General features: G+C 76.5%; 8 protein-coding genes. 2 read left to right on the top strand and 6 right to left on the bottom strand.

Annotated features, from left to right (window positions below):
• Positions 1 to 81 precede the first annotated feature (81 nt).
• From ACI79G_RS20855 to ACI79G_RS20830, 6 genes are all read right to left on the bottom strand, one after another.
• Entirely contained in the window at positions 82 to 252 is a 171-nt protein-coding gene (locus ACI79G_RS20855) for a hypothetical protein (RefSeq protein WP_456882973.1), read from the bottom strand.
• 115 nt (positions 253 to 367) lie between these two features.
• Positions 368 to 2,032: a GAP1-N2 domain-containing protein gene (locus tag ACI79G_RS20850; RefSeq protein WP_456882972.1), complete on the bottom strand. Its 1,665-nt coding sequence runs from the start codon at positions 2,030 to 2,032 to the stop codon at positions 368 to 370.
• On the bottom strand, positions 2,029 to 3,198 hold the full coding sequence (locus tag ACI79G_RS20845; RefSeq protein ID WP_456882971.1) for a TRAFAC clade GTPase domain-containing protein: 1,170 nt from the start codon (positions 3,196 to 3,198) through the stop codon (positions 2,029 to 2,031). Before ACI79G_RS20845 ends, ACI79G_RS20850 begins: the two co-directional genes overlap by 4 nt.
• A 2-nt stretch (positions 3,199 to 3,200) precedes the next feature.
• A complete protein-coding gene (locus ACI79G_RS20840) occupies positions 3,201 to 3,338 on the bottom strand; it encodes a hypothetical protein (protein WP_456882970.1) in 138 nt (45 codons plus the stop codon).
• Positions 3,339 to 3,381: 43 nt separating this feature from the next.
• Positions 3,382 to 4,485, bottom strand: a complete 1,104-nt coding sequence (locus tag ACI79G_RS20835; protein WP_456882969.1) for a serine/threonine-protein kinase — start codon at positions 4,483 to 4,485, stop codon at positions 3,382 to 3,384.
• Positions 4,486 to 4,704: 219 nt separating this feature from the next.
• Positions 4,705 to 10,758 carry a DUF4011 domain-containing protein gene (locus tag ACI79G_RS20830; RefSeq protein WP_456882968.1) on the bottom strand — a complete coding sequence of 2,018 codons (6,054 nt, stop codon included), beginning with the start codon at positions 10,756 to 10,758 and terminating at the stop codon, positions 4,705 to 4,707.
• A 332-nt stretch (positions 10,759 to 11,090) separates the two neighbouring features.
• On the opposite strand from ACI79G_RS20830, the gene ACI79G_RS20825 reads away from it, so the two are divergent.
• Both ACI79G_RS20825 and ACI79G_RS20820 read left to right on the top strand, forming a co-directional pair.
• The gene (locus ACI79G_RS20825) at positions 11,091 to 11,648 is read left to right on the top strand and encodes a hypothetical protein (protein ID WP_456882967.1); all 558 of its coding nucleotides are present in this window, start codon (positions 11,091 to 11,093) and stop codon (positions 11,646 to 11,648) included.
• A 196-nt stretch (positions 11,649 to 11,844) separates the two neighbouring features.
• A complete protein-coding gene (locus tag ACI79G_RS20820; protein WP_456882966.1) occupies positions 11,845 to 14,169 on the top strand; it encodes a transketolase-like TK C-terminal-containing protein in 2,325 nt (774 codons plus the stop codon).
• The last annotated feature ends 9 nt before the right edge of the window (positions 14,170 to 14,178 follow it).

Here is a 14,178-nt window from a genome sequence, read left to right as displayed (position 1 = left end):
CTGCTCCGCACGGGAGGCAGCGGTCGACGTTCGGGGAGGCGGTACCGGCGGGGCGGCCCCGTTCCCGCAGCGGTGGTGCCGCTACCGAGCGCGGCCTTCGGCGTCCGCGCGGCCCGGGACCGGCGGCTGGCGACGCACGCCGGCGTCGAACCGCTGCGTCCGGTCGGCGGCGTCGTCGTCACCGTCCGCCGCGTGCCGCCCGGCGGTGGGGAGGGCGAACTCGGCGGTCTCGTCCAGCAGGTGCTTGGCCACGATGAGAGTCCTTCCGTGCGTGGTCGACACCGAGGCTAGGAGCCGGAGCGGACGCGTCTGGGATGCACGGGGACGGTCGTGGCCGGTGGGACTGCTGGGGAAACGGGGTCGGTCATCAGTCGCCGCGGCGACGGCGGCGGCGGGGCGAGCCGTCACTCCCGCGGCTGCGCGCGAACGACTGCGCCAGCTCCCGCGGCCAGCCGTCGTCCACCAGCAGCAGCTCCAGGCGCCGGCCGAGCACCTGGTCGACGTCGCCCGCCGGGAGCTCGGAGCCGAACACCACCTCGCGCAGCGCCCAGCCACGCCCGGCGGCGGCCCCGGTCGCGACGGCCGCGGCGAGCTCCTCGACCCCGGCCACGTCCATCCGCAGTGCCGCCCACCGCAGCGCCGGCGGCAGCGCCGGGACCGGGACGGCGTCGCCCAGCCGGGCCAGCCAGCCCGGGTCGGCGACCAGCAGGTGCCCCAGCAGCTCGCCGTGCTCCGCCGTCCACCCACCCGACGACCGCCACTGCGCGAGCAGCGCGTCGCCGACGACCTCGCGGCGGGTGGCCAGGAGCGCCAGCTCCCAGGTCTGCCCGGTGAGCCGGAACAGCGGCAGGTCGACGCCCAGGGCCAGCGCCTGCTCGACCAGCAGGCCGGCCGCGCGGTCCAGCCGGGCGATCCGGCGTCCGCGGCGCACCTCGGCGGCCAGCGCCGCGCACAGGTCGGCCTGCCCGACGCCGGCCACCTCGACGGCGAGCTCGGCCGGGCCCGCGGAGCCGTCGAACACCTCGTCCAGCAGCGCCGCCAGCACCCGGCCGCGCACCAGCTCGGCGACCGCCGGCCACCGGTCGACCGCCGCCCGCAGCGCCGTCTCGACGGCCGGGCTGTCCGCGGCGAGGTCCAGGGCGGCGGCCGCGTTGCCCCCGCGCCCCAGCCAGCGCGGTGCCGCCGACGACTCGAGCACGCTGGCCACCTGGTCGGCCGACAGACCGGCGGCGTCCTGCTCGGCCCAGGCGTCGGCGAACAGCCACGCGTCCAGGCGGCGCAGGTCGGCCAGCTCGTCCGGCGCGAGCTCCCCCTTGCTCGCCGCCTCGAGCAGCGTGCGGGCGCGCTCGGTGTCGTGCGCCGCGGCCGCCGTCCGCGCGGGCGCGTCGGTGAGCCGCACGGTGACGGGCGCGGTGTCGCCGACGTCCTCCCGGGTGCCGGTGTGCAGCGAGACGCCGGTGGTCAGCGCGCGCGGCAGGACGGCGAAGAGCACCTCGGCCACCTCGCGGCCCGAGGCCGTCCGCACCGGCAGGGCGCAGCTGCCCGCGCCGGCGGCGAGCGTGGTCAGCAGCCCGGCCAGCGGCGGGGTGAGCGCGTCCACCTCGTCGGGGGTGAGCGTCGGCGCGGTCCGGCCGGCGACCGCCACCCGCAGCGGCGGCAGGTCGGCGGTGGGGGTGGCGTCGTCGGGCAGGGCGTCGAGGAACCGCCCGGCCCGGCGCAGCGCGAGCAACTCGCGCACGCCCAGCCGACCGCTCTCGTCCCACAGCAGGTGCACCAGGTAGTTGCCGGGGCGGCCGAAGCCGTCGGCGCGGGCGGCCACCGCGCGGTAGAGCACCCGACCGGCGCCGCGGGACAGCACCCCGTAGGCCTCGCCGTCCGCGGGCTGGAACCCGGCCAGCGCGCCGAGCGCCTTGCGGGTGCGGCCGACCTCGGCCGGCCAGTCCGCGGAGTGCGCGTAGACGCCGAACCCCGGCCCCTCCAGCGTGCGGCTGGCCGAGGTGTAGAGCGCCTGGGGGCAGGCCCGGCCGCTCACCGCGACCACTCGCCGCGCAGGCCCGCGCCGTACTCCTCGGGGTCCAGCCCCTCCGCCGAGAGGAAGCCGGAGCGGGCCAGCAGCACCAGCAGCGGGTCCAGCACGCCGACCGGCGCGATCCGCGGGTAGCCGCCGTCCCGGGCGTCGGCGCCGGTGGCCGAGACCGCGTGCACGGTCGGCCGGGGCAGCCGGTGCAGCACCGCCGTCAGCAGGTTCGACCCGCCGCTGACCTCGAGGAAGTCGACCAGCCGGGAGCTGTTGTCGCGCACGTCGGCGAACCAGTGCGCCAGCGGCATCGCGCGCAGGTCGGGGTCGCGCAGCGTCTCGGCCGGGAAGTCCGGCACGCCGCGCAGCTTGTCGGCCTTGCTGAGCACGACGGCGGTGGCCACGTCGTCCACGTGCGCGTCGAGGGGCAGGTTGCGGGCGGCGCGCAGCACGTTGGCCAGGTTGACGACCATCTGCGTGTGCCGGGCCAGGCCCATCGAGTCCTCACCGGGGTCGGCCACCGAGCGCAGCCGCGGGAAGACGCCGGGGGAGAGGACGACGAGCAGCGAGGTCGCCGCGTAGAGGAACCTGCCGTAGAGGCCCATGTCCTCACTGCGGTACAGCTGCTCGCCGGAGGCGTCGAAGAAGACCAGGTTGACCGTGCGCTCGGCGCCGTTCCGGCCGGTGCCGCGCAGCACGAGCATGAACGGCTCCGGAGAGCTGCCCTCACCCAGCAGCGGCAGGGTCAGCGGCAGCTGCTGGCGCTGCACGAGCAGCCGGTAGCGGTGGTCGTCGAAGCGGGCGGCGGACTCCTCGTCCATCTCGACGGAGACGCCGAGCGGGGCCAGCGCGCCCTCGTGCAGCAGGTCGATGAGCACCGTCAGGTAGGTGCTCTTCGAGGCGCCGGTCAGCCCGACCAGGCCGACCACGATCGTCGGCCGGTCGAGGTACTCCGGCGGCAGCCGGTGCCCGCGCGGGCAGGTCGGCACCACGTTGGCCGCGGCCGCGCCGGCGGCGTCCCGGGCCGTGGGCACCGGCAGGGGGTCGGTGCGCAGCGGGTCGAGCAGCCGCTGCCAGCGGGTGCGGCGCTCCACCGGCGGCCGGGTGGGTGCACCGGTGGCGTCGCGCCACACCGGCGCGGTCAGGGGCTCCAGGCAGCGGGGGCAGACGCGGCGGCGCATCGTCAGCGGACGAACAGCGCGAAGAAGACGACGGTGCTGACCACGAGGATCGCCAGCAGCACCCGCTGGCGCTCCCGGAACCGCTGGCGGCGCGCGTCGAGCCGTTGCTGGGCCAGCGCGCGCTCGTACAACCCGGACACGGTGCTCCTCCTCGAGGGGTCGGGGCCTGCGAAGCCCACGGTGTCAGAAGACGACGTGGTACAGGACGGCGAGCAGCAGCCCGGCGACGACGCCCAGCAGCACCATCGCCGCGGCGGCCACGGCGAAGCCGGACCAGGTGTCGGCGACCGCCCGCTCCAGCCGGGCCAGCTCGTAGCGCGCCGCCTCGGTGACCGCGCCGAGGGAGCGCAGGTCGCGCATCGTCGTCCGCGGGTCGGGGATCTGCGAGGTCTCGCCGAGCCAGCGGGTGCGCTGCTCCACCTGGCGGGCCAGCTGGGCCACGGTCGGGCGGCGCTCGGGGTTGAACCGCAGCGCCTTCTCCACGCTGTCGAGCAGGTTGGCCGGCACCCCGCTCAGGTCCAGCCGGCCGGCCCGCAGCGCCAGGTAGTAGTCGGAGTCGGGCATCGTGTCGTCGGGGTCGACCGGGTGCACCGCGCCGGCCGCGTAGGCGATCACCATGCCCCAGCTGTAGACGTCGCTGGCCTCGGTGAGCACCGCCCCCGCCAGCTGCTCCGGGCTGGCGAACAGCTTCGTGCCCAGCGCCGCCATGCCCGTCGTGGCGGTGCCCGACGGCGGCTCCGGGCCGATGTAGCGGCTGATGCCGAAGTCGACCAGCCACACGTCGTCCCCGGAGATGATGATGTTGCCCGGCTTGACGTCCCGGTGGACGACGCCGGCGGCGTGCACGTCGCGCAGCGCGCGCAGCAGCCCGATCGCGATCCGGCGCAGCTCCTCGGCGTTGAGCCCACCGGAGCGGTGCGCCATGAACTCGTCCAGCGGCGTCCCGGAGACGTACTGCTGCACGTAGTAGGGCGCCTCGGCATCGAGGTCCTGGTCGACGATGCTGGCCACCCGCGAGCTCTTCACGCGGGCGGCGTTCTCCACCTCCCGGGCCAGCCGCTTGCGGGCCAGGTCCGGCGCGCCCTCGGGCAACCGCTTGATGACGACCAGCGCGCCCTCCGGCCCGGCCGACCCGACGAAGACGTCGGCGCCCTGGCCGCCGCGCGGCAGCCGGCACAGCAGGTCGTAGGGACCGATGCGGTCCGGGTCCCCGGGCTCGAGCAGGCCGATCTGGCGGGTCCCGGCCAGGTCGGCGACCGCTCCGGCGGGGTCGAGCGCCTCGTCCACGCGGTACGGCCTCCCATCGACGGCGGTGGGCCGAGGCTAGGTCCTCTGCCTGGGAGCCAGGTGTGAGCCGGCCGCCCCTGTGCCCGTCCGGTCCCGCCAGGATGCGCGCACCGCGGTGCCCGGGACATCCGGGACGTCCCCCATTCGAGCCCTGAGACGTCGGCAGCGGAACGCACGTCGCACGCTCACGGCGGGACCCCGCAGCGGGGCCGGCGGCGGTCAGCCGACGGTCAGCACCCCGGACTCCCGGCGCACCAGCCGGCCGGCGTCGAGCGCCCGGGTCAGCGCGGCCTGCAGCAGCGGGGTCAGGGACGGCGTCCGACGGCGGTAGCCGAAGACCTCGGCGGTGCGCACGAACAGCTCGTCCTCGGCCACCTCGCCCGCGGCCCGGCACAGCGCGGCCATGGCGTTGCCGACCTCCTCCGGCGCGACGTGCTCCAGGGGCCGGTCCGCGCTCGATGCCTGCCGACGGAACCCGGTCCAGCCGACGCGGTCCAGCGACTCGGGCCAGGCGAAGTCGCCGTCGACGACGCCGTCGGGCAGCAGCCGCAGCAGCGCGTCGCGGCGGGCCTCGCTGACCCGGGACAGCCCGAAGGCGCCCGCCGCGATCCGCACCAGCCGGTCGCGGTGCACCGGGCCCTCCGCCTTGAGGCCGGCGGTCAGAACCCGCCGCACGGTGCGGGCGGCCCGCGGGTCGTCCAGCGAGTCGAGCGCCTTGCGCTCCAGGCCGCCCTTCGGGTTCCAGGGCGAGAACGCCGTCTCGCCGTCCAGCAGCGGAGCGGCGGGCTTCCGCGGCGCCCGCCGGGCCGGGCGGACGGCGGTCGGGGCCTCGGGAGTGGTCGCGACGGGGTCCGCCGGGGCCTCGACGGCGGTTCCCGCGGGAGGGGCCGCTCCGGTCACCACGGTCCCTACCACGGCCGGCGGCGCGGCCCGCAGCGGCACCACCGCGCGGACCTCGGGCGCCGGGGGCTCGGCGGGCGCGGGCACCGGTGGGACGGCCATCTCCGCGGAGACGGCCGGACCCTGGACGGCGGGAGCCGGGATGGCCGGCCCCTGGGCGACGGGAGCCGGCGCCCGCGCGGGGACCGGCACCGCCGCGACGGCGGCGACCAGCCGGTCGAGCACGGCCTCGCGGTCGCGCAGCCAGGTCGGCAGCCAGACCCGCTCGACGGCCGGCCAGCCGAGCATCCCCGACAGCACCTCGACCGGCAGGCCGTCGCGGTCGCCGACGGTGCGCCGCCGCGCCCACGCCGGGCCGTCGAGCAGCACGGCCATCACCGGCTCGTCGGGCGTCTCGGTCCGGGCCACCGACAGGTCGACGCGGAAGTCCGAGAGGCCGACGTCGGTGCGCACGCTCAGGCCCCGATCACGCAGCGCCGCGGCGATCTCCTCGCGGTGCCGGTCCGGGACGGCGACCGGCCGGGCCTCGCGCGGCAGCGCGTCGGTGCCGAGCGCGGCCAGGTCGAGGTAGGCGCGCAGGTGCTTCACGCCGACCGACGAGGTCTGCTCTGCGCGCAGCTGGGCGGGGTCGAAGGAGGACAGGACGACGACCTGCCGGCGGGCCCGGGTGACCGCCACGTTGAGCCGCCGCTCGCCGCCGACCCGGTTGAGCGGGCCGAAGTTCAGCGGCAGCACGCCGCGGTCGTCCACGCTGAAACCGGTGGAGAAGAGGATCACGTCGCGCTCGTCGCCCTGCACGTTCTCGAGGTTCTTGACGAACAGCCCCTCGCCGTCGGTGCGGTCCAGCGCCTCGACCAGCCGCTCGTCGCCGGCGTCGCGGAGCAGGCCCTCGATGTAGGCCCGCTGCTGGGCGTTGAAGGTCACCACGCCGATCGACGGCAGCGCGTCCGGGGAGGCGTCGAAGCGGCGGCGCACCTCCGCCACGACCGCCTTGGCCTCCATCGGGTTGGTGCGCAGCAGCCGCCCGGCGCCGGTGCGGTGGAAGGTGCCGTTGACCCGGATCAGCGAGATGCCGCGGCCGCCGACGTCCGCCGAGGGCCGGCCGTGCGTCGGCGCGGGGAACGACGAGAGCCGGTTGTCGTAGTAGTTGGCGTTGCTGAACGCGATCAGCGACTCGTCCTGGCTGCGGTAGTGCCAGGACAGCCACTGCCGCGGCACCCGCGCCTGCACGCACTCGGAGAGGATCGACTCCTCGTCCTCGACCGAGGTGCCCAGCAGCTCGACGGCGTCGTCGTCGGCAACGCCGTAGGTCGGCTCGGCGAACGACGTCGGCGGCATCTGCCGGCTGTCGCCGACGACGACCGCGGCCCTGGCCCGGCCCAGGGCGCCGACCGCGTCGGCCACCCGGATCTGCGAGGCCTCGTCGAAGACCACCAGGTCGAACAGGCCGGCCTGGGCGGGGAAGAACCTCGCCACCGAGTCGGGGCTGACCAGCACGCACGGCATCACGGTGGTGACCAGCCGGCCGTGGCGGGCCAGCAGCGCGCGCACGCCGAGCCCGCTGCGGGCCTTGGCCAGCTCCCGCTGCAGCGCACCGACCTCGCCGTCGTCGCCGACGCCGTCGAGCGACCGGGCGGCGAGCACCGAGGCGGGCAGCGCCGAGCGCAGGTGCGTCCGCACCGCCCGCGAGGCGGCGGTGAACCGGGTGATCGCCCGCTCGTGCGCGTCGGCGTCGAAGTCGTCGAGGCCGGCCGCGTCGCGGCGCTCGGTGACCGAGGCCCGCGCCAGCCCGCGCTCGAAGGCCCGGACGGCGTCCTCGGCGGGCAGCTCGCCGGTGACCAGCAGCGCCCGCGCCTCGTGCAGACCGGCGGCGCGCAGCGGCTCGAGGGTGTCGACCAGGTCGGCCCAGCGACGCAGCGACATCAGCCCGGTGTGCTCGACGCCGCGCTCGGGCCGGGTCATCTGCCAGCGCAGCACCAGGCCGTCGTCGCCGGCCCACTCGGACATCCGCCGCGGGTTGCTGCGGCACACCCTCAGCAGCGCGGCGACCGCGTCGCGCAGCCGGGCGACGGCGGCGCCGGCTGCCGGGTCGGGGCCCTCGCCCTGCACGACCCAGCGGCGCAGCGCGACGGCGAACTCGCTGGCGCTGTCGGTGGCGGTGCCGGCCCGCTCCAGCCACTCGACCTGGCCGACCAGCAGCTCCGGCTCGGCCAGCGGGTTCCAGGTGGGCGGCACGACCAGGCCGGGGATCACCGAGGCGCGGGCGACGATGCCCTGCGCGGCCGTCTGCAGCCGCCACAGCTGGGCCGTGAGCTCCGGGACGTCGCCGAGCCCGACCTTCACGCCCGGCCGCAGCACCGGCTGCAGCCGGTCGCGGACGGCCCGCAGCCCCGCCCGGCGGGCCAGGAACCGGCCGGCCTGCGCGGTCTGCGCCGCGACGTAGAGGTCGGCCAGCGGCAGCTCCAGCGCGGCCGGGGTGGCCAGCTCCATCCCGGGGTGGACGGCGCCGGAGAACGCCGCGACCTCGCCCAGCACGGTCGTCGTCGCCAGGTTCCAGCGCTCGGTCGGCACCTCGTCGAGGACGTCGAGCGTCGTCGCCGGGCCGCAGAGCAGGTGGGCCAGCGCGTCGAGGTCCGCGGGCGTGCGGACCTCCCGCAGCACCCGGGCCAGGTGCGGCTCGCTGGGCAGGTCGCGGACGGCCTGGTCCACGGCGGCGGCGGTCTGCTGGGCGGCGAGCAGGTCGACCCGCGCGGTGTCCACGAACGCCCACGCGTGCCGCGGCGAGGGGCGCACCAGGTCGGCGATGTCGGGCAGCAGCGCCAGCGCGCGGCGGACCGCGGTGAGCGTCTCGGCCGAGGCGGCGGCCACGAACGCGGGGGAGACCGGGAGGCTCGGGACGCCGTCCCGCCGGGCCAGCGTCGCCGTCCGTGCCGTGTAGTACGACAGCCCGGCGGCGTTCTCGGCGTGCAGCCGCTCGGCGTAGCGGGCCAGGGTGCGGCGGGCCGAGCGGAGGTCGTCGGAGTCGGCGGTCAGGCCCTCGTCGTCGACGGCGACCGCGTGCTCCAGCGCGGCCTGCACCTGGGCGCGCACCACCGAGGCCTTGGCGCCCTTGTCGTGCAGGTCGAGCGCGAACGGGCCCATGCCCACGGCCTCGAGCCGCCGCGCGACGACGTCCAGGGCCGCGCGCTTCTCGGCGACGAAGAGCACCCGCTTGCCGTCGGCGACCGCGCGGGTGAGCAGGTTGGTGATCGTCTGCGACTTGCCGGTGCCGGGCGGGCCCTCGAGCACGAAGGTGCGCCCCGCGGCGGCCTCGGCGACCGCGCGCAGCTGCGAGGCGTCGGCGGGCACCGGGCAGGCGGCGGCCAGCTCGTCGAGGTCGGTGGCGCCTGCGGTGTCGGGGACCGGGTCGACGAACGCCTCCGTGGGCCGGTGCACGAGGTGGTGCACCAGCGGGTTGGCGGTGAGGTCGGCCCAGTGCTCGTCGAGGTCCTTCCAGAGCCGGTACTTGGCGAACTGGAGGACGGCGAGGTCGGCGGTGGCCTCGACCCGGTGCGGCAGCCCGGCGTCGGCCAGCGCCTGGCGCATCGCCTGCAGCGCCTTGTCCAGGTCGATGCCCGCGCCGTCCTCGCCGGGCTCGGTCAGCCCCGGGACGGCGAGGCCGTGCACCTGCCGCAGCTTCTCCAGCAGGCAGTAGTTCGGGGTGCTCGACCCGGTGTCGTCGAGCGCCAGCCGGTAGACGCCGTTGCGGCTGGTCGGGGTGAGGGTGACCGGCACCAGCACCAGCGGGGAGCGCAGCGGCCGCCCGTCGAGCTCCCACACCAGGCTGCCGAGGGCCAGGTAGAGGTTGTTGGCGCCGGTCTCCTCGCGCACCGTCTTGGCCCTGTAGGCGAGGTTGCGCAGCCGTGGCAGGTAGCCGCCCTCGCTGACCTGGGCGTGCACCGCGCGGCGCTCGACGAGCACCTCGGCCAGCTGGGTGTCGGGCAGGTCGCGCGCGGTGGCCAGGCCGCGCTCGCGGTGCACGGCGGCGATCCGGTCGTCGGGCAGCAGCTGGACGGCGGTGCCGCTGTGCAGCAGGTCCTCCAGCGCGGCCAGGTGGGACGCCGGCACGGTCAGCGGCAGGCCGGCCCGCTCGCTGTGGTTGATCAGCCGGTTGCGCAGCGAGAGGTCCAGCAGGCTGTTCTTCCACTGCTGCACGCGGGCCGGGATCTCCGGGCGGCCGGTCTGCGCCGGCGACCCGCCCGCCCCCGGCGCCCGCTCGACCGGGCGCGCCGCGACGCTGTGCACCGCCGGCCGGTACTCGACGACCTGCACCGCGCCGTCCCGGCCGCGGGTGCGGGCCGGCAGCGGCACGATGCCGTCGCGCCGGGCGCGGTGGACGTCGGTGACGCCCAGGACCCGGTCGAGGTCGCCGGCGCCGGCCAGCCAGGCGCTGTAGGCGGGGGCGTGCAGGTCGGCGCCGGCCGAGCCGCGGCTGGTGAGCAGCGTGGTCTCGACCAGCCGGATCAGGCCGAGGTCGACGAGGTTGACCAGCGGGGCGACGTCGGTGGTGGCGACGCTCTCGGCGCTGCGCTCCTCGCGCCAGTACCCGAGGAACGCGTGGCCCTCCGCCACCCACAGCAGCGGCCGGATGCCGGCCTGCTCCAGCGCGGCGGCCAGCGTGACGACGGTGTCCAGGCAGGTGCCGACCCGCCCGTCGAGGACGTCGCCGGGGGTGCGCACCTTCTGCCCGACGTCGGCCCAGGAGGCCGGGGGCTCGGTGTAGCGGATGGCGCGGCACTGCATCGCCTCGGTGAGCGCGGCGACGATCTCGTCGACCCGCTCGGGACCGGACTGGTAGCCCTGCACCGACCCGCTGCCGGTGCGCGCCTCCAGCAGGTCGGCGGCCTCGCCGATCAGCGTGGTCACCGACGGGTGGTTGGGCAGCACGTGCGCCGCGAGCATCTCCAGCGCCAGCGGCACGGGGGTGGCCAGCCACTGGTTGGCGGCCAGCACCTGCACCGGGACGGCGGTGCCGCCGACGTCCTCGCCGTCCACGAGCAGGTCGATCTCGATCGAGCCGGGCCGCTGCTCCTCGATCTGCAGCATCGCGGCGGGGTCCATGACCAGGCCGACGTCGCTGAGCACCGTGGTCTGGCCGGCGTCGAGGTCGACGAGCAGCTCGACCGGGCTGCCGATCGGGCCCTCGGCGTCGCGCACGCCCAGCCGCACGGTCGCGCCGTGCACCGCGGCGCCGTGGTTGGTGAAGGCGAGGCGGGAGACGACCGGGACGCGGTTGTGGGCCAACGCGTAGCTGAGCACCGGCGTCGACGTCGCCTGGATCGCGACGGCCGGCCGGGTGCCGGGGCCGGAGGGCCGGACGTGCGTGGTGCTCATGGCGTCCTGTCTACCGGTCCGGACGGAACGGTCCCCTCAGGTCGCCGAGGCGTCTGGGACGGGTGTGACGGGTGCGCCGCGACTGAAGAAGGACCCTCCTGCCCCCACCGTCGGAGGACCCCGTCCTCCTCACCGCTCGCAGGCTCGCGGCGAGCCTCTGGACGGGGCCGGCGGCGGGACCGGGCAGGAGGGCCGGCCGGGTGCCCCTGCGGACGGTCACGACGTCGCGGTCCCGTGCCGATGACGGCCACCGGCGGTCCCGGTCCCAGCAGTGCCGGACCGCTCGTCCTGGCCGTGCGACCCGACCGTCTCCCTCGATCCCGGAGGACCTCATGACCCAACCGCCGTACGACCCCTCGGGCCAGTTCGCCACCGCCCCCCTCCCGCCGGCGCCCGCCAGGAAGCCCTTCCACAAGCGTCCGGCGGTGTGGGCGGTGGCCGGAGCGCTGGTGGTCGGCGTGGGCATCGGCAACGCCGGGGGCGAGACGGGGGAGGCGCCGGCGAGCGCGACGTCGTCCACCTCCTCGTCGGCGCCGAGCCCGGTGGCCGTCGCTCCGACACCCGCGCCCGTGACGGTGACGGTCACCGAGACGCCCGCCCCGGTCCCGTCGCCGGCTCCGGCTCCGGCCACGGCCACGGCCACCACCCCCGTCGTCGACTTCGCCATGCCGGATCTCGTGGGGCTCGACCTGCAGACCGCGCAGAACGTCATCCAGGGCAACGGTGTCTTCCTCAGCCGCTCCCACGACCTCCTGGGCATGCGCACCCAGGTCCTCGACTCGAACTGGGTGGTGTGCACGCAGAACATCCCGGTCGGTCAGCAGGTGACCGGGGACGCCGAGGGGTTGATCGACCTCGGCGTCGTGAAGCGCGAGGAGCCGTGCCCCTGAGCCGGCCCTGGTGATGTGCAGGTGAGGCGCCTCTCGAGGCCGGGATGCGCCCCAGCTGCACATCACCGGCCGAGGTGCGAGCCGGCCCCGGGGCGGTCCCCGTGCATTGTGCGGCGCCGCCGTCCGTGATCGGCTGCGGTGACGCCGGTCCGCGGGGCCGGCGACCGTCCCGGCGACACCCAGGAGCGAGGAAGGCATGAGCCTCACGGCCACCCCGGCGGACAGCGACACCGGCAGCGACCGGGCCCTGCGCGAGATCGAGGACCGCGTCCTCTGGCTGGCCACCGCGATCGTCGACCACGCCAACCGGGTGCGCCCCAACCCGGGAGGGCTCAAGGTCGGCGGGCACCAGGCCTCCAGCGCCTCGATGGTCACGATCATGACCTCGCTGTGGCTGGAGCAGCTGCAGGCCGAGGACCGGGTCTCGGTCAAGCCGCACGCCTCCCCGGTGCTGCACGCGCTGGAGTACCTGCTCGGCCAGCTCGACGCGGAGTACCTGACGACGCTGCGCGAGTTCGGCGGCCTGCAGAGCTACCCCAGCCGGCTCAAGGACCCGGTCCCGGCCGACTACTCCACCGGCAGCGTCGGCATCGGGGCGACCGCGCCGATCTGGGGCGCGATCGCCCGCCGCTACGTCAACACCCAGCTCGGCGCGGGCGGCACCGGCCGGCAGTGGTCGCTGGTCGGGGACGCCGAGCTCGACGAGGGCGCGGTCTGGGAGGCCGTGCTCGACCCGATGGTCGCCGAGCTCGGCGAGGTCGTGTGGGTGGTCGACCTCAACCGGCAGTCGCTGGACCGCGTCGTCCCGATGATGGGCGCGACCCGGCTGCAGGGCATGTTCGCCGCGGCCGGCTGGCAGGTGCTCACCGTGAAGTACGGCCGCCTGCTCGAGGAGCTGTTCGCCCGGCCCGGCGGCGCGGCGCTGCGCGACCGGATCGACGCGATGTCCAACCCCGAGTACCAGCGGCTGCTGCGCCACGACCCCGCCGACCTGCGCCGGCTGCTGCCGGGGGAGGGCCCGGGTGCGGCCGACATCGCCGCGCTGATCGCCGACCTGCCGGACGCCGACCTGCGCGCCGCGGTCCGCAACCTCGGCGGGCACGACCCCGCCGCCCTCCGCGCCGCCTTCGCGCAGATCGACGACACCCGCCCGACGGTGGTCCTCGCCTACACGCTCAAGGGGTACGGGCTGGCGACCGAGGGCCACCCGCAGAACCACTCCGCCCTGCTGACCGAGGCGCAGCTGCACGAGCTCGCCGCCCGGGTGGGCGCCGACCCCGCCGACCCGTGGGCGGGCCTCCCCGCCGGCGGCGACGCGGCCCGGCTGCTGAGCGACGCGGCCCAGCGGCTGCGCCGCCGGGCGTACGAGGCGCAGGCCGCCCCGCCGGTGCCTCCCGACCTGGGCCGCACGCCGTCGGGGACGGCGACCACGCAGGCGGCGCTGGGCCGCACCCTGCTGGACCTCAACCGCGCGGCACCCGAGGTGGGCCGGCGGGTGGTCACGGTCAGCCCCGACGTCAGCTCCTCGACCAACCTCGGCGGGTGGGTGAACAAGGTCGGCGTCTGGTCGCACGAGGACCGGCGCAACTGGTTCGCCGACGACGCCGAGACGATCCTGCACTGGCGCGAACGCCCCTCCGGCCAGCACATCGAGCTGGGCATCGCCGAGACCAACCTGGTCGGCGCCATCGGCGAGCTCGGCGCGACCTGGAGCCGCTGGGGGCAGCCGCTGCTGCCGATCGGCGTGCTGTACGACCCGTTCGTCGAGCGGGCGCTGGAGCCGTGGTCGTTCGGCATCTACGCGGGCGGGCAGTCGATCCTCGTCGGGACGCCGTCGGGCGTGACGCTGGCCCCCGAGGGCGGGGCGCACCAGTCGATCACCACGCCGTCCCTCGGGCTGGAGCAGCCCGGCTGCACCAGCTACGAGCCGGCGTTCGCGCTCGACACCGAGTGGTGCCTGCTCGCCGCGCTGTCCCAGCTGGGCCGGCCCGGCGGGTCCTCGGCGTACCTGCGGCTGTCCACCCGACCGGTGGACCAGGCCCTGGCCGCCGTCCCGGCCGACCCGGCCGCCCGCGAGCGGCGCCGCAGGCAGGTCGTCGCCGGCGCCTACCCGCTGCGCCGGTCCGCCCGGCCGGTGGTGACCCTCGCGGCCATGGGTGCCCTGGTGCCCGAGGCGCTCGCCGCCGCCGAGCGCCTGGAGGCACTGGGTCTCGGGGCCGACGTGGTGTGCGTGACCAGCCCCGGCCTGCTGTTCCGGGCGCTGCAGGGCCGTCGCGGGCTCGACGAGGCCTCCGGCTGGGTGCTCGACAGCGTGTTCGCGGCGGAGCGGGCGGCGCCGATGGTCACCGTCCTCGACGGGCACCCGCACACGCTGGCGTTCCTGGCCGGCGTCCGCGGCGTCCCGGCCACCCACCTGGGCGTCACGGCCTTCGGGCAGAGCGGCGACCTCGAGAGCGTCTACCGGCACCACGGCCTCGACGTCGACTCGATCGTCGGGGCCGCCCTGGACCTGGTCGACTGAGAGGCTGCC

This window comes from Geodermatophilus sp. SYSU D00779 (assembly GCF_054050595.1).
The sequence above is the reverse complement of the archived record's forward strand: the minus strand, read 5'-3'. Positions and strand labels throughout refer to the sequence as shown.